Genomic DNA, 14,899 nt, shown 5'->3' with positions numbered 1-14,899 from the left:
CAAGGGTTTGATATGCTGGATAAGGCCAAGCGCCCCGCCTTGACCAGACGGCGCACGGACTCCTCCAATAACAACTCGCGATCAGTCACGGCTGCACCGCGCGCAGGTGTCGGGGTGAGAAATTGACGGCACGAATGGCGTGCGGCACATTTTGCACGCGATCTGACCGCCGTCCGCCAGATGCTTTTGCAATGCGCGGCATTGCTGGCCCCAGACCGACCGCAACTGACCCGTAGTCAAGCCGAAGCTGGGGGCGATCTCGCTGACCTTTTCGCCGCTCACGATGCGCGTGAAAGCCTCTTCCAGTTGGGCCTCCGTCATAGGGGGCGAAACGATCATGGGTGCTACCGCACGCGCCTTCACGACCGCCACTTTCGGCTTTGCCACAACCGCAGGCAAAAGCGTCAGGGGGGAGGCCATTACCGCCTCCACCACCTCCAGAAGCGCAGCCTGCGTCTCGCCTTCAGCCGCAGCCGCATCACGCAGGGCCTGACCGAAGGACGCCGGGCCATCCTCAACCAGCTCAACTTCATCTTCCTGAAGGAAGAACATCACCCGCGATGCCACATCCTTTTCGGGGAAAATGCCGACGAGGATCGGCCGCGAAAGCACGATCTCAAATTGCCCATCCGGGCGGTCACGCAACATATAGCTCATCTCTGCCTCCGGGCTGCTCATCAGGACACGGCCACCACGCCGCACCGACCGCCGCCCGGTTTGATCCGGGCGGGGTTTCGCATTTCAGGTAACCTCGGTCGGGAATATCGGCGCGGCGGTCTCTGCCCCCAACGCAGTCATCGCTTCAATGATTTTCCTGACTTCACTCGAGCGCACGCGCGGCACGTCGGCGCGCTCGCGAACCCGCTTCACGAAGTCGTCGGTGATATCGGACGACATTTCAGGCCACCTTTTTCGGGGATGGCTTGAAGGTCAGTTTGCGGCTTTCGCGGATTTCCATCGGAACGCCGGTTGCCGGGTTACGCCCCGTACGCGCCGGGCGCGCCTTCACCTGAAACTTGCCGAAGCCGATCAGCGAGATGGTATCGCCCGCTTCGGCACGCGCGGTGATTTCATCAAGAAACTGCTCAATCGCATCCTTGACCACGGCCTCGGGGACGCGGCTCTTGGCGGCGATTTCGCGGATAATATTGCCTTTATTGACAGTGCCCATAGGTTCCTCCTGGGGATTATCCGGCCAGCGATGTGCTGGACGGGGTAGTCTCGCTGGGCAGCGTCAGCAGCCCGTCGATTTCGAGTTGTTGCGCGCGATGGAGCCATGTGCGGGCTGCCCATAGCCAATCCGAGCCGTGCGGCAGGCTTTGAATGAGGGCCGCACCATTGGTAGCGTCCCGGCGCTCTTCGTCGGTCAGTTCTGCCGGGAGCGGCTCGCCGAAAAAGTAAAGCCGCTCGGCTTGCAGCGCGATCCAGTCAGCGCGGCGGATTTCCAAGCTCATCGGTTGCGGGGCGCAAGACCACGCCGCACCGATTGCCCTATCCACGCGGCCCTTGGCATTGTTGATCGCGTTCTGGACCGCGACCGGGCTGCCGGAAGCACAGATCAGCTCCAAGGCAGGCGTCGAGATGTCGCCGAGGAAAGCTTCATGCGCGTCGTGCAGCAACGCCCAACCTTTCAGCGCCTTGGTGGGGCACAGCGCCTCCACCAGCACCGAATGCGCCGCCACCGACCAAGGCAAGCGGCTTTGGCCGGTGAAGCGGTTGATCTTGGAGAGCGCCTCGGCGATCATCGAACCGGCAAAATCACCTGGTCGAAGCATCGCCAGATCAACCGTGCCGCGCGAGGTGTGAAACGGGATTTGCATGGTCATCAGGCTTTCGCCAGATTGATGGTGACCTGCTTCCAAGCCGCGCCATAGTCGGCTCGACGTTCGATCACGACGTAGGATTTAGACCCGATCAGCACCCGACTGTCGGTGATCGCGCGCATCGCCTGTTCCCAGACCGGATGGTCAATCTTGAGGTTTTGCAGCCCGTAAACAGCGTCAGAATTTACCACGCCGGGCTTTTCCATGTGAAAAGCATGGGTCAGCAGCGGCATGATTTCATCGGGGATACGGTCCCGGAATTCCTCAATGTATTGATCGACCAGTTGCTTGGCGATTTGCAGCTGGGGGCCAAATGCCACCTGATCTGCGATGCTGATTCTGACGCGCTTCAGGCCGTCAAAGCTGGTCAGGGTGATATTACCCTTCTCGCCGCCGCGCTTGACGCCATACTGCTCGGCCAGAAGCGCGACCGTGGTGTAGACGTCGTCATAGGTGTGGCCCTTGAACCGCTCAACCTGACCGTTCAAATCATCGGCAAAGCCGTGGATTTTATCGACGGTTTGCGAGATCAGCTTGTCCGCGTCTTTGACGTTGGCGACAGGCACCGCGCGCCCCTTGCTGTCGAGCATATGGGTCGGATGGTCGCCAGTGATAATGAAGTCAGCTGCCATTTCAGGCCTCCTTTTTGATGGGGGTGAAGGGGTTGAGGGGGCACGCGCGGCATGCCGCCCAGAATTTCAGTTGGTCCGGGCTGGACATCATCATCGGCGCTGCTGCGTGGCGCTTGCAGACGTCGATGCCGATGCCGGTGCGGAGGTGGGGGCAAAGAACCTGACCACGAAACAGCGAGACAACCTTTGCGGCGTATTTCGCTGAAACCTTGTCGAGCCCAGCCGGATATGTGCCCGCCAACAGCATCGAAAGCGAAGGGCGTGGCATGTCGATGTCACGGGCGACTGCTGCAATGCTGCGGCGCTTTACATCGACCTCCGAGCGCAGCAGCTGCACCCACTCAGGATCGGGAAGATCAAGGCCAAGCGCTACTTTTTGCATGGCGTATCCTTCCCGGTATTCGGGTCGCGGATGCAGCCATGCTCTACGCTGTGGATTGGCGCGGCCATGCCGGTATTTTGCACCAGTCGAAAACGCAGCAAGCCGTTGCTACCATGAACTTCAGACGGGTCTCTGCGGGGTTCGCGGCGGATGTAGCCTGCCGCCTCTAAGGCGCTAAACCATTTATAGAGGCTATGTTCGGCACCAGACCTATCCTTCGACGCTAAAGCCGCAACGCCGCGAACTGTGAACGGTGATTGGATACGCATGACGTTCCAAGCCCGCTGACGCAAAGTGCCCCGCACGGGCGCACGGCTTGCCCTCTTTGTGGTTGGCGACCCGAAGGGTATGAAACCGTGCTTTTCCAGTAGGTCGAGCCCGAATTTCGTGGCGGAGTAACAACCCTTTTCGCGCCGTTCCACGATACCGCGAAGAACCATGCCAGACAGAGACCGCACCAAAAAACAGCGATGATAGCCTAAAGCCGTGGTCAGTTCGTCGATGTTGAGACATGCGCATTTTGTTGCAGCAATAATCTCCGTTTGAACCCTTGCCTCTTTCATCTCAGCGCCCCGGCACAAAGATTTCACGACCCTTGCGGTCATTGGACAGCAGTTGCCCGGCCATTTCGCGCAAGGTCAGGCCCTTCGGCTCTTCCGGTGCATTGCGCTGGCCAAACCGTTCGATTGCTCGGATCGCTTCGAGAATTTCGCGATTGAAACCACGCGTGGCCTGAGTGACGAAAGCCGCCAAATCTGGAGCCACCGGAATCTCGCATTTGGCGGCGAGAAATTGCGAAACGCCGTCAAGATCAGCCGGTTGAAATTTCACATAGCGACTGACGCGACTCGCCGTCGCCGGGTGCTTTGTGAGGTTGTCCCGGATACTGCCCATGCCAACGAGGACGAAGGGCACATGCGTCAAATCAGTCAGATCGCGCAGGTTTTCGATCAACGAGCCCTTGGATGAGACGTGATCGGCTTCGTCGATGATGATGGCAAATTGCTGACGGCTTGTTTGAGCAGCCAACCGCCGTTCACCCAGCGCGCCGATGCAGGCGCGGAAACGATTTTCATAGCCGTTTGGTACTTTTTGGACGCCGAGCCCCACAAGCAGTTCGCCCAGCATCCAATAGGGCTTCCACTCGGTCTTTGCGCGCAAATAGACGCAGGTTTCCATTGCAGCCCATCGTTGCAAAATGGTAGTTTTGCCCAAGCCCGGCTCTCCATCAACGATGACGAAAAGGCATTCATCCGCGCCACGCGCCTGCATTGCGGTCATAGCCCCGATGAACTCGAGGTAGTTTCTGGTTTCAACAAAGGTCGGTCTCATGTAGTCTGTCCTCTCTTCTACTGCTCGTCAGTGATCAGGCGGCGGACCTCAGCAGGTCGTCCAACATGGCAAGGTCCACGCCTGATATTCTCAAAAGTTCACGCCCCGCCCGGCCCGCCGTTAGCTCCAGCAAAAGCTGACGCCGCCCACTGGTGAGCTTCGACGGGTCGGCCAGCACATCAAATGCCAGTTCGACATCGGGGTGCTGCGCGCGCGGCACTGCCTTCGGTTTCGGGAAGTGCATCGGGCGCGCCATCTCGGCCAGCTCCGGCTCCGGCGTGAGGAACGGCATCGGCATGACGACGCCAAGATCAATCAGGCGGTCATCATCCAACTGCTCAATGATCTGCTGGCGCTTCTTGTCGACGCGCTTCAGCTGACCTTTGACACGCTTCTCTTCAGCCTCGCGCTGATAGGTTTGCGGGATGTAACGCTCTTTGTTGCCCGAGAATTCGGCCACACAGATCAAGCGACCCGGCTGACCATCCTCTTCCTCGAACTCACGCACCCAAACCTTGTCGGCTTGATGCAGATCATAGCCGACCCAAACCTTGCGGCTGTGCCAAGCCTCGAGATCGATGTGAAAATACTGGTTTTTGTTCCACTCAACCAAGGCACGGCGGCAAATCCGCACCTCGTAGGGTCGGAACAGGTCATCTTCCTCGTCGGTGTCAACCATGACCGGCTCAAATCCGGATGCGACATGCGAGGCCCAGCATTCATTGGGCGACATATGCCGCATCTTGCCTGTGGCAGGATCTTCGATCTTCGGCAGGCCGCTGTGCGGCGCATCGTTGTATTCCGCGACCGTCTGTTCGCACATCGCAAGGAAATGTTCCCACGTCGGCAGGCTGTTGGATCGACCGAACTGCTTGATTTCCGAACGGGTCAGCTTGTGGATTGCGTTTCCGGCCTGCTTATCCATCGTCTCGCCGATGTAGGTGGGGAGACGGCGGGCCAGCGGGTTCCAACAGGTGCCGTTGAAGCGTTCGATGATGCCCTTCGCCTGCGAATTGTAAGGCAGGGCGTGCATTTTGGTGATGCTGAGACGACCCATCAACCCGCCAACATCGCCGTCAACCGTCTTGTTTTTGTATCCCGGACCACGATCCGTGTAGAAAATGGCACAAATGCCGTTGCTGGTGCAGGACCGACGCAGCGCCTCAACCACCGCTATGACGTTTTCCTTGCGCGAGATCGCGATGCCGACACATTTGCGGGTGGCGACGTCCAGCACCGAGGTGATTTCCGGGCGGATAGCGTTGCCGCTGACCGGATCGGCGATTTCGGCGTCAAAAGTTTTGCCATCGGCAGTGTAAATCGTGGTCGGCCAAAGGCCCTCGGTCGTCCGCTGGATGTAGGCCATGCGCGACCGCAGCGTCAGCAATCCTTCACGACCGACGTTCTTTTCGATGTCGTTCAGCTTGACCTTCAGAGTGTGGCGCACCTGATCAATGGTCAGCGGAAACGGTGGTTTGGTGTCCAGATAGGCGGCGAGCGCCTCGGTCGCGTGTGGTTTGGAGCCGATGGCATAGTGCTTCAGGAAATCCACAAAACCCGGAGGCACGGGATCGGCTTCTTTACTGACGACCGGAGCAAGACCCGCAACGCCGCGTGCCTCACGGGCTGCAAACCAACGCTGGATGGTGCGAGTGCTGATCAAGCCATCACCTTTGGATCGGTCATTGGCCATTTTCAGCACTGCGTCAGACAGACCGAACATCTCGGGATCAGTGAGCCAGTGACGAAATTCTTTCTGCGCCAAGTCAAAATCGCGGACCGCCGATGGGCGCGATTTATTGTCAATGTTTTGATAGGCTTCAATCGCGAGCAGAACCTGCGACCGCGCCTCCATCACCCCGCGCTGATTGGCCGAGAGCGAGGCGGTTTTCAGGGCTGCGAGCTTACGACCGTCAGATTCCTGACGCTGCAGGATTTCTGCAGCCCGATGCACTTTCATATCTCTGCTGGCCAAGGCCTGCTGCAATTCAAATGGCAGCAGCGATTGATGATATTCGCGCCCACCGCCGCCAGCCGTTCCTACCCGTTTGCGGCAAAGGTTCGGTGGTAGATCACTCCATCCCTCTCGATCCGCGTAAATTCGAACGCCGCGTTCGCTTTGTGGGAAGGCGATAACCCCACGCTTGGTGGCGATCTCGGCCAGCTCGCGCGCTGTGAAGAAAACCTGCGTCATTTCCGCACCTTCCGACGCGCTGAAAGCACTTGCCTGCGCGACTGCATTTCTTCGATATGCTCGTCCAATAGCTGCTCTTCGATCATTTCAGCGTATTCGCTTTCAATGACGGTCAGCCCGAACTCACCCGGCACAAAGCCCAGCAAATCCTGCGCGCCTGTGGCATCAACAAGGGCGATGAACGCATCCAGTGGAATACGGTGATCTTCAGAGCCTTCTGACGACCATTTGTTCAACATTGCCTCTGAAACCGTGCGCCCCAGATACAGCGACATGCGGCCTGCAATATCAGCGCGGTCCAGTCGCCCCTCTGCTCTGGCATCGCGCAGCGCACGCGAAATCAGCCGCGCAATCTTGTTTTCCAAGGCACCGCGCCCAGCAACATCAGGACCATAGCCAACTGCCACCTTAGGCGGCTGCCAACTGAACAGGTCTTTTGTCAAAGGGTCGCGGTGCCGGGCCATCAGATGCGGCCCTGACGCTGCAAGGACGCGACGATGCGCTCTTCGTTGGCGGCGATAAGGCGATCAAGCACCGGATCGGCCAACTTCCCGAAAACCTTGTTGGCCGTCAGGAATTTGCGCTCAATGTCATCAAAGATGACGCCATTGTTGAGCAGCCCCATCGCATCGGCCACCGAGGAAACACGGGCATTTTGCGCCAACAGCTTGTCGAGGATTTCTGCTTGCCGTTTGGGCTTTTCGCCGGAGAGCAGCACAAGTTCCGACTGCTTTTCCGCCCAAGACGTGCCTGCAAGCCGCTGGCGGCTGTCGGGCGTCAGGTCGGACCAGATTTTGACACCACGCATAATCGAGCGCCACGACAGTCCGATCTTATGCGCTGTCACCTCCGCAAAACCGAATACCTCCGGGGCTTTCTGACCGTCCGTGCCAAACTGCCAAGTTGGCAGTTTGCCTCCCGTATGCTGGTTCCCATGATCGCCACCGCGCTTGGCTTGGGGATACATCCGCTCCCAGACTTGCTTCAATTCGTAAAGGTGATGGCAATGATCCAGAGCGATGGGTTCCGCCCGCCCGAGGTTTTCCATCACCTCCTCCAAACGTGCCTCGTCGTCTGATTTAGCAAGCGAAAGCGTTGCGGCGATTTCGTGAAGGTTGAGCAGGCGGTAGGCTTCAAGGCGTACCCGGCCTGCGATGAGGCGGTAGGTGTTGCCAATCATTCGAACACGGATCGGATGCTGCAATCCTTGCTTTGCAATGATCGCGGCCAAGGCTTCCGCCCATGTCGGGTCAAAATCCCGCGCACGGTCGGACGGGACCTCGATCTGATCGAGGGGAAGACAGAGTAAGTTGTTCATTCAGGTGCCTGTAAACACGAATTAATGCCTGCGCGTTGGCCGCGCAGTGCCATTGTTATTTTAGGTTGGTAAGGCCATCCCCAGGGGGAAACTCAGGCCAAATTCCTCGTTCGACTGGGCAATTTCGAGGCATCTCGACAGGACGGCGACGACGTCATCCCACGTTTGAGGGCGTCCATGGGGCCACTGCGGCCCGCCATCAAATTCACCCGTAATTTGCTGAAAAATCAGCATTTGAAGATGAGCTTGCTGCGGTGTCATTTTCATCGCGCCAACCCCGCCGCCAGATGCTGGCCCCATGCCGCGTCAAAGACCGAAATCCCGATCACGCAGACCAAAGCAAACAGGCCGATGACGTACATTTCGCGCTTCTCACGTGCCCAGCAGGCATCTTCGATCTTTTGGCGGTCCAGCACCTTCAAGACATGCCGCGCCCGCTCTTGATCGACCCAGTCGCTATTGTCGCGCAGCCAGATACATGCGGCGCGCATCATGCTTTCGGTATGCTGGTCGGGTCGCGCCAGCACCGCCCGCGCGGTTTCCGTGTTGGTTTCACGTGGCACGAGGATCACGTCGTCATGCCCGAGTTTGATGGCTGGGACGCGCAGCTGCAAAACCTCACCCATCACAGCACCGCCCGTTCTTCGCGGGCCTTGATTTGCGATGCGTAGGGACTGGGAAGCAGCGTCACAGTACGACTATCGATGGCGCGACGGATCAACTGTTGGCGGGCACGATCTTCGCACTGCCGCAGCTTGGCCTTTAGCAGTTCGGCCTGATCGATCAGCCAGCCACGATGGATACGAAGAGCGGATGCACGAGCACGAACCGCTGCCGGAGGGGCAGAGACGCTCGCGTTGATCATGCCGATTACCTCGCCGATCTCGCCAGCCGTGCGGGTCAGGTCGGCAATCGCATCGCGCAATTCGCCCGAATTCATGTCAAAGCCGCAGCGGTTTACTGACAAACGGAGGGTCATGCTGCGGCCCTCTTGTCAGCGTCCGGTTGTGCTTTTTGACTCGCCATTGGCGGATATTTGTTGGTATCGAGAATACGAGGTTTTCCCTTGGGATAGCGGTCGGGCCAGAGCGCCTCGGGTTTCAACTCGAGGAACTCAGCAATGACCTTCTGGCCCTTGTAGTTGGTGCGATCTTTGACCTGCCGACAGACGGCAGCGTGAAGGCCACTCCGGCGGGCAAGTTCAGTCAGGGTCATACCCCGGCGGTGGAGCTCGGCGACAATGCCGGGCCAGTCCAGCGCCGGGCTCGGGCGTTGGTTCATTGGAATTCCTCCAGTGGAAGGCGGGTGCGCGAACACCCGCTTTTTATTGGTGACACATGGACAACAGCAGCGGCTAACAGGCGGCTGCATACAGTGAAGTTAGGTTAAGATATTGATTTCGTCAACGCCAAAAAATCAAGATATTGACAGGGGGGGCAGGATTCGGTCTGAACGTGAGAGGCTCGGCTACACCCTTGTGGATTTTGCCGCAAAAACAGGCGTTTCAAAGGGGTCGCAACGGCTTTACGAGAAGGGAAGCGCGCCGACCTCTGATTATTTGGTGAAAATTGGGGATATTGGAGCAGATATTGTTTTTGTCCTGACAGGGCGTATTGCTCAAGATATTGATCCACGAGTAGGCACAAAGGTGCGCCGGGCTGACGGAACTATCGTCGCGACCTACGAGGGGGCATCAAAGCCGGTCAGTAAGACCGATCCAGCAATCAGCGATCTTGAACGTGTAGATTTCATACGCTTGCCGCGCTATGAAATAAGCGCCTCAGCTGGCCCTGGAGTAGCTTTGCAAGCGGAGCACCAGATTGATGTCATCGCCTTCGACCGTCAGTTTTTGCGCGACAAGGGCGCATCACCAGATCACTGCACCGTGATCAAAGCGCGCGGCGACAGCATGACGCCAACCATTCCAGACGGATCATTACTTATCGTGGACCACAGTCAGCGTGAGGTATCCAACGGCTACATCACTGTGATCGGTATCGGCGATGATTTGCTGGTAAAACGCATACGTCGACGCCTAGACGGCATGATCGAATTGGCCTCGGACAATCCTGCATATCCCATCGAGACCATCCCAGCCGAACGCCTTGATCATCTGCGCATCATCGGTCGTGTCATCTATTTTTGCCGAACACCCTGAAAGGTTATCCATGTCACGTCATATTCTTCGTTCAACGCTCCCCGTAATCGCTTTGGCAATAGTATCAGGGTGTGGTGGTCAGATCGGCGGCCAAGGTCAGTTAAGTAATGGTGAGCCGCTCTCTGTGCTGATGGATGTTAGCCCCGCCGCCGCCGGGACGACGATAACCTTGGACATTGCAAGCCCCGCCGGATGGAGCTGCCGCAGCGTATTTGAGAACGGACCTGCTGGCCAACCTGTTCCCGTGCGCAGAACTTTCCCGATGAACTGCTCGGACGGAGCTAAGGGGACAATTCTCGTGACTTGGGATAATATCCAACTGCAGCAACACGGGGCATTCAAGCTGGACAACGGCCGCACAGGAAGTGTGTTGTTCGACTTCCGGCGCTGAGTATTTGCACACCGCTTCTTGGCTGACATGATCTACTGTTCCTGCTATGTTCTGGGTAACCCAAATCATGCAGGACAGACATGAACGTGCCCTTGACCAACGTCGAACCGACAACCCCCGTCGCCCCTTGGCTGGGCGGAAAACGCAATCTGGCGAAGCGCATATGCGCGGTTATCGACGCCACGCCTTGCACCACTTATGCAGAGCCATTCGTCGGCATGGGGGGCATTTTCCTGCGCAGAACCCAGCGCCCCAAGGCCGAGGTGATTAATGACTTTGGTCGGGATGTTGCGAACCTTTTCCGAATTCTTCAGCGCCACTATCCGCAATTTCTCGAGGTGCTGCGGTTCCAGTTGACCACGCGGGCTGAGTTCAACCGCTTGGTCGATACAAACCCGGAAACCCTAACCGATCTCGAACGCGCCGCGCGCTTCCTTTACCTCCAGCGCACAGCTTTCGGCGGCAAGGTTTCAGGCCGCAACTTCGGCGTGTCAAAAGACCGCCCCAGCCGCTTCAACCTGACCACTTTGGAGCCGATGCTCGAAGACCTGCACAGCCGCCTCTCTGGCGTTGTGATCGAGTGTTTGGACTGGTCTGACTTCATCCGCAGATACGACGGGCCGGGCACGCTGTTTTATTGCGACCCACCCTATTGGGGTTGCGAAACGGACTACGGCAAGGCGATGTTCGACCGCGCCTGCTTCGCGCGCATGGCCGACCAGCTCGGCCACATCCAAGGTCGGTTCATCCTCTCGATCAACGATGTGCCCGAAATCCGCGAGATATTCGCCGCCTTCCATATCGAGGCGGTGACGACCACTTACAGCATCGCCAACCGAACTGGCGACGGCAGTGATCGGGCCGAACTGCTGATTTCCAACTGGCCGCTGGGCGTTAGAAACGCGGCGCTTGGTTGAATTTCTAACGCTTGGCCTGTTCCGACCTCACTAAATTTATCGCTCGCAAGGTAGTGCGTTTTTATTAAGCCTATTCAATGGCTTGCCCAAGGTCGGAACTGGCACCCCAAGGTCGGCACGAATTTCCGACCTTGGGGTGCCAGTCGCCGCTGCTAAGCCTCCCTCATGCGCGCCTGTGCCATCAAGTTTGCAGCCGCCCATTCCCGCCAATCCCCTTATTTCATTGAATGTTAGCCGGGTGCTAGGCAATGCGCGGACTCTGCCAGCACAATGAAAGATTCTGCGCGCTAGATGCACAGTTTCCCCGCATTTTCACCCACCATCTTTCATCGCCACACACGGCCACCGTCAGCTTTTGCCGCCTTTATATCTGTCGTTATCAATGGCTTGGGTAGCCGTGGGCTCTTTTCACTTGAGATGACAAAGGTAGTCCCCCCCTACAGCAAGGCGATGTTCGACCGCGCCTGCTTCGCGCGCATGGCCGACCAGCTCGGCCACATCCAAGGTCGGTTCATCCTCTCGATCAACGATGTGCCCGAAATCCGCGAGATATTCGCCGCCTTCCATATCGAGGCGGTGACGACCACTTACAGCATCGCCAACCGAACTGGCGACGGCAGTGATCGGGCCGAACTGCTGATTTCCAACTGGCCGCTGGGCGTTAGAAACGCGGCGCTTGGTTGAATTTCTAACGCTTGGCCTGTTCCGACCTCACTAAATTTATCGCTCGCAAGGTAGTGCGTTTTTATTAAGCCTATTCAATGGCTTGCCCAAGGTCGGAACTGGCACCCCAAGGTCGGCACGAATTTCCGACCTTGGGGTGCCAGTCGCCGCTGCTAAGCCTCCCTCATGCGCGCCTGTGCCATCAAGTTTGCAGCCGCCCATTCCCGCCAATCCCCTTATTTCATTGAATGTTAGCCGGGTGCTAGGCAATGCGCGGACTCTGCCAGCACAATGAAAGATTCTGCGCGCTAGATGCACAGTTTCCCCGCATTTTCACCCACCATCTTTCATCGCCACACACGGCCACCGTCAGCTTTTGCCGCCTTTATATCTGTCGTTATCAATGGCTTGGGTAGCCGTGGGCTCTTTTCACTTGAGATGACAAAGGTAGTCCCCCCCTACACTGACCCGGTGGCAGAGGTGGCGCGGATTTGCGCGGCTTTGGGCGTGGCGGAGCCTGTCGCGGGCAGTCTGCGACCGGGGGTGGAGAAGCTGGCGGATGCGGTGAGTGCGGACTGGATGCGGCGGTATTGGTTGGATTTGGCGGCGCAGGTTTGAGCATGTGGCAGAGGCTGCGCTGCTGTGGGATTGGATTTTAGCGGGGGTGTTTGCGGGGAGGTGCGCCACCTGCTAACCGGAATGCTTTGGCATTCCGGTCTGGGTATTTGCGCCAATGTGAAAGCCGGGGCGGTTTTTTTGGTATTGATATTGTTTTAAATATCAATATCTTGCGGATTTATCTTTATGCATTACATGAGGTAACTATGGCTGCTCTATCGCGTCGGGAGTGACTCGGTTACGCTCGGTCATTGTGATGTACAGCGCGCAGGCGATCAGCACGGCGACGCCGAGGAAGGTCAGGGCATCGGGGAAATCGCCGAAGAAATACCAGCCGACGGCGGTGGCGACCACCATCTCGGTGTAGGCCAGTGGGGCCAGCAGTGAGGCCTCGGAATAATCATAGGCGCGCACGATCAGGTAGTGGCCGAAGGTAGCGATGGCGCCGAGGCCTGCGCACATCAGCCATTGGCCGGGCGTTGGAGTGTGCCAGATGAAGGGCATCGCGAGGCTGAGAAACACCGCACCCACCGCATTGGTTTGGAAGGTGGTGACCATGGCTGGGGCGCGGCCCGAGATGTGGCGGGTCATCACGAAATAGATCGCAAGGAAGGTGCCTGCGGCGAGGGCCAAAAGGCTGCCGGGGTTCAGCGCGACAAAGCCGGGGCGGATGATGATCAGCGTGCCGATAAAGCCCACGGCGACGGCGGCCCAGCGGTTGCGCGGCACGGCTTCTTTCAGCACCAGCGCCGACAGAACGGTGACCACCAGCGGCTGCACAAAGAAGATCGCCAGCGCATCGGCGATGGGCAGGAATTTCAGCGATAGAAAGAAGCAGAAGGTGGCGAGGATCAGGAAGGTGGCACGCAATCCGTGATAGGCTGGGCGGTCGGGGATCAGGCCTTTTGGGCCGCGATGGCTGAGCGCGAAGGGCAGGGCCACCAGCGCGCCGACGCTGAGCCGGGCCCAGACGATTTGCAGCACCGGCACGCCTTGCTGGCCGAGGAACTTGGCGAACACGTCGATGAAAGGCAGGCTGGCCATCGCCCCAGCATGAAGGCAACGCCAATCAGCGGCGCGGTGGGCGGGCGGGGCATGGTCTGGCGTCCTGCAGCGGGATTGCCCGGAGGGGCGTTTGGCTCTGTCTAGGGGCGCGGGCTGCGGCGGTCCAGCCTGTTTGCGACATTCTGCCGGGGATGGGCTTGGGTTGAAACTATAGATTCCGGTTGTGGCGGATGGCTGTTGTGCTGCGGTTTCGGGCGGTCTGCTGAAAAATCACGCGGATTTGCGGATGGAGCCCGGTTGCGGGGAGTTTCGGCCTTCACCCTGCCGGGGGCGCTGCTATGATAGGGTGAAATTGCAATGCAGGCCCGTCATGCCCTCCGCTACGTCAAATGCCGCGCGCCGCCCCGTTGTCGGGATCATCGGCAACGCCCATACCATGAACGAGCGCTATGAGGTGCATGCCGCCGGGCACATCAACTCGGAAGCGGTGGCGGAGGTGGCGGGCTGTGTGCCGCTTATCGTGCCGGCTGATCCTAGGTTTGTCTCGGTCGCTGATCTGATGGCGGTCTGTGATGGGTTTTTGTTGACCGGCGGGCGGCCCAATGTGCATCCCGATGAATATGGCGAGCCGGAAACTCCGGCGCATGGCGCCTTTGACCGCGGGCGCGATGCGATCACTTTGCCGCTGATCCGGGCTTGTGTTGAAAGTGGCCAGCCGTTTTTGGGTGTGTGCCGGGGGTTTCAAGAGGTCAATGTCGCAATGGGCGGCTCGCTTTACCCCGAGATCCGCGATCTGCCGGGGCGTTTGAACCACCGGATGCCGCCGGATGGCACGATGGAGGAGGTGTTCGCGCATCGCCATGTGGTGAAATTCACCGAAGGCGGGGTGTTTGCGCGGCTGATGGGGGCGTCCGAAGTGATGACCAACACGCTGCACGGGCAGGGTGTGGCGCGGGTGGGCGGCCGGATTGTGATTGACGGGGTGGCACCGGATGGCACGCCGGAGGCTTTGTATGTGCAGGGCGCGCCGGGGTTTACGCTGTCGGTGCAGTGGCACCCGGAGTGGAATGCAGCGAATGATCCGGTGTCGCGGCCTTTGTTCACCGCGTTTGGCGATGCTGTCAGGGCTTGGGCGGCGCGGGGATAGGCGTTTAGGATTTATTAACCAAAGCGCGGCAGGATGTTTGCATGTCCGCTTTGCCTCCGATCAGTGCGCAGCAGTTTTTCTTGGAGCTTTTTGGCTCGCAAGCTGCGGCGAGTGGCGCGATCATTCGGCGCAAGGTGCGCGATGTCGAGCGTTACATTGGACGTGAGGCATTTCTGAGCGAAGCCAAGCGGCGGGGATTTCCGGTGGTGGAAAATGCCGGGCAGTTTGTGATTTTCTGCAACAATGAACCGATCCGGCGTTTAACGTAGGCGATTTTCGCGCGAAAATCGTGCCGGAATTCGCGCGAATTCCGCGCCCG

Annotated in this window: 22 protein-coding genes and 1 other RNA gene; 6 read left to right on the top strand and 17 right to left on the bottom strand. The window is 58.6% G+C overall.

Annotated elements, in window-relative coordinates; all coding sequences use genetic code 11:
- Nucleotides 1–81: 81 nt before the first annotated feature.
- The 16 genes from ACS5RD_RS17760 to ACS5RD_RS17685 form a co-directional block, all read right to left on the bottom strand.
- Entirely contained in the window at nt 82–657 is a 576-nt protein-coding gene (locus ACS5RD_RS17760) for a hypothetical protein (protein WP_489928487.1), read from the bottom strand.
- 7 nt (nt 658–664) lie between these two features.
- Nucleotides 665–740: hammerhead ribozyme type II (locus tag ACS5RD_RS17755), an RNA gene on the bottom strand.
- Nucleotide 741: 1 nt separating this feature from the next.
- Nucleotides 742–897 (bottom strand): hypothetical protein, encoded by a 156-nt coding sequence (locus ACS5RD_RS17750; RefSeq protein ID WP_489928486.1) that lies wholly within the window; start codon nt 895–897, stop codon nt 742–744.
- A gap of 1 nt (nt 898) precedes the next feature.
- Nucleotides 899–1,171, bottom strand: coding sequence for an HU family DNA-binding protein (locus ACS5RD_RS17745; RefSeq protein ID WP_489928485.1), 273 nt, complete (start codon nt 1,169–1,171; stop codon nt 899–901).
- A gap of 16 nt (nt 1,172–1,187) precedes the next feature.
- The gene (locus tag ACS5RD_RS17740; protein WP_489928484.1) at nt 1,188–1,826 is read right to left on the bottom strand and encodes a hypothetical protein; all 639 of its coding nucleotides are present in this window, start codon (nt 1,824–1,826) and stop codon (nt 1,188–1,190) included.
- Nucleotides 1,826–2,455, bottom strand: coding sequence for a DUF3164 family protein (locus ACS5RD_RS17735; RefSeq protein WP_489928483.1), 630 nt, complete (start codon nt 2,453–2,455; stop codon nt 1,826–1,828). The genes ACS5RD_RS17740 and ACS5RD_RS17735 overlap by 1 nt, the downstream gene beginning before the upstream one ends.
- Nucleotide 2,456: 1 nt before the next feature.
- Nucleotides 2,457–2,837 carry a hypothetical protein gene (locus ACS5RD_RS17730; RefSeq protein ID WP_489928482.1) on the bottom strand — a complete coding sequence of 127 codons (381 nt, stop codon included), beginning with the start codon at nt 2,835–2,837 and terminating at the stop codon, nt 2,457–2,459.
- Nucleotides 2,825–3,400, bottom strand: a complete 576-nt coding sequence (locus ACS5RD_RS17725) for a hypothetical protein (RefSeq protein WP_489928481.1) — start codon at nt 3,398–3,400, stop codon at nt 2,825–2,827. The genes ACS5RD_RS17730 and ACS5RD_RS17725 overlap by 13 nt, the downstream gene beginning before the upstream one ends.
- Nucleotide 3,401: 1 nt before the next feature.
- Nucleotides 3,402–4,169: an AAA family ATPase gene (locus ACS5RD_RS17720; protein ID WP_489928480.1), complete on the bottom strand. Its 768-nt coding sequence runs from the start codon at nt 4,167–4,169 to the stop codon at nt 3,402–3,404.
- 34 nt (nt 4,170–4,203) lie between these two features.
- A complete protein-coding gene (locus ACS5RD_RS17715; RefSeq protein WP_489928479.1) occupies nt 4,204–6,363 on the bottom strand; it encodes a Mu transposase C-terminal domain-containing protein in 2,160 nt (719 codons plus the stop codon).
- Nucleotides 6,360–6,827 carry a hypothetical protein gene (locus ACS5RD_RS17710; RefSeq protein WP_489928478.1) on the bottom strand — a complete coding sequence of 156 codons (468 nt, stop codon included), beginning with the start codon at nt 6,825–6,827 and terminating at the stop codon, nt 6,360–6,362. Before ACS5RD_RS17710 ends, ACS5RD_RS17715 begins: the two co-directional genes overlap by 4 nt.
- On the bottom strand, nt 6,827–7,681 hold the full coding sequence (locus tag ACS5RD_RS17705) for a ParB/RepB/Spo0J family partition protein (protein ID WP_489928477.1): 855 nt from the start codon (nt 7,679–7,681) through the stop codon (nt 6,827–6,829). The genes ACS5RD_RS17710 and ACS5RD_RS17705 overlap by 1 nt, the downstream gene beginning before the upstream one ends.
- Nucleotides 7,682–7,741: 60 nt before the next feature.
- Entirely contained in the window at nt 7,742–7,948 is a 207-nt protein-coding gene (locus tag ACS5RD_RS17700; RefSeq protein WP_489928476.1) for a hypothetical protein, read from the bottom strand.
- Nucleotides 7,945–8,307 (bottom strand): hypothetical protein, encoded by a 363-nt coding sequence (locus ACS5RD_RS17695; protein WP_489928475.1) that lies wholly within the window; start codon nt 8,305–8,307, stop codon nt 7,945–7,947. The genes ACS5RD_RS17700 and ACS5RD_RS17695 overlap by 4 nt, the downstream gene beginning before the upstream one ends.
- A complete protein-coding gene (locus ACS5RD_RS17690; protein WP_489928474.1) occupies nt 8,307–8,660 on the bottom strand; it encodes a hypothetical protein in 354 nt (117 codons plus the stop codon). Before ACS5RD_RS17690 ends, ACS5RD_RS17695 begins: the two co-directional genes overlap by 1 nt.
- Complete coding sequence (locus ACS5RD_RS17685; protein WP_489928473.1) at nt 8,657–8,962, bottom strand: helix-turn-helix domain-containing protein; 306 nt, start codon at nt 8,960–8,962, stop codon at nt 8,657–8,659. The genes ACS5RD_RS17690 and ACS5RD_RS17685 overlap by 4 nt, the downstream gene beginning before the upstream one ends.
- Before the next feature lie 112 nt (nt 8,963–9,074).
- Between ACS5RD_RS17685 and ACS5RD_RS17680 the strand changes: the two genes are divergently transcribed.
- The 4 genes from ACS5RD_RS17680 to ACS5RD_RS17665 all read left to right on the top strand — a co-directional run bounded on the left by ACS5RD_RS17680 (nt 9,075) and on the right by ACS5RD_RS17665 (nt 12,428).
- Nucleotides 9,075–9,839, top strand: coding sequence for an XRE family transcriptional regulator (locus ACS5RD_RS17680; RefSeq protein ID WP_489928472.1), 765 nt, complete (start codon nt 9,075–9,077; stop codon nt 9,837–9,839).
- Nucleotides 9,840–10,310: 471 nt separating this feature from the next.
- Complete coding sequence (locus tag ACS5RD_RS17675; protein ID WP_489928471.1) at nt 10,311–11,147, top strand: DNA adenine methylase; 837 nt, start codon at nt 10,311–10,313, stop codon at nt 11,145–11,147.
- 417 nt (nt 11,148–11,564) lie between these two features.
- Nucleotides 11,565–11,831, top strand: a complete 267-nt coding sequence (locus tag ACS5RD_RS17670) for a hypothetical protein (protein ID WP_489928470.1) — start codon at nt 11,565–11,567, stop codon at nt 11,829–11,831.
- 417 nt (nt 11,832–12,248) lie between these two features.
- Nucleotides 12,249–12,428 carry a Stf0 family sulfotransferase gene (locus ACS5RD_RS17665; protein WP_489928469.1) on the top strand — a complete coding sequence of 60 codons (180 nt, stop codon included), beginning with the start codon at nt 12,249–12,251 and terminating at the stop codon, nt 12,426–12,428.
- 204 nt (nt 12,429–12,632) lie between these two features.
- On the opposite strand, the gene ACS5RD_RS17660 is transcribed toward ACS5RD_RS17665, so the two are convergent.
- Nucleotides 12,633–13,472, bottom strand: coding sequence for a DMT family transporter (locus ACS5RD_RS17660; protein WP_489928468.1), 840 nt, complete (start codon nt 13,470–13,472; stop codon nt 12,633–12,635).
- Between the two features lie 331 nt (nt 13,473–13,803).
- Here ACS5RD_RS17660 and ACS5RD_RS17655 point away from each other — a divergent pair, with 331 nt between their 5' ends.
- Nucleotides 13,804–14,580: a gamma-glutamyl-gamma-aminobutyrate hydrolase family protein gene (locus ACS5RD_RS17655; RefSeq protein ID WP_489928467.1), complete on the top strand. Its 777-nt coding sequence runs from the start codon at nt 13,804–13,806 to the stop codon at nt 14,578–14,580.
- Nucleotides 14,581–14,621: 41 nt separating this feature from the next.
- Nucleotides 14,622–14,849 carry an N-(5'-phosphoribosyl)anthranilate isomerase gene (locus ACS5RD_RS17650; protein WP_489928466.1) on the top strand — a complete coding sequence of 76 codons (228 nt, stop codon included), beginning with the start codon at nt 14,622–14,624 and terminating at the stop codon, nt 14,847–14,849.
- Nucleotides 14,850–14,899: the final 50 nt, after the last annotated feature.

The sequence above is a fragment of the Cypionkella sp. PAMC25878 genome (assembly GCF_058135695.1).
The sequence above is the reverse complement of the archived record's forward strand: the minus strand, read 5'-3'. Positions and strand labels throughout refer to the sequence as shown.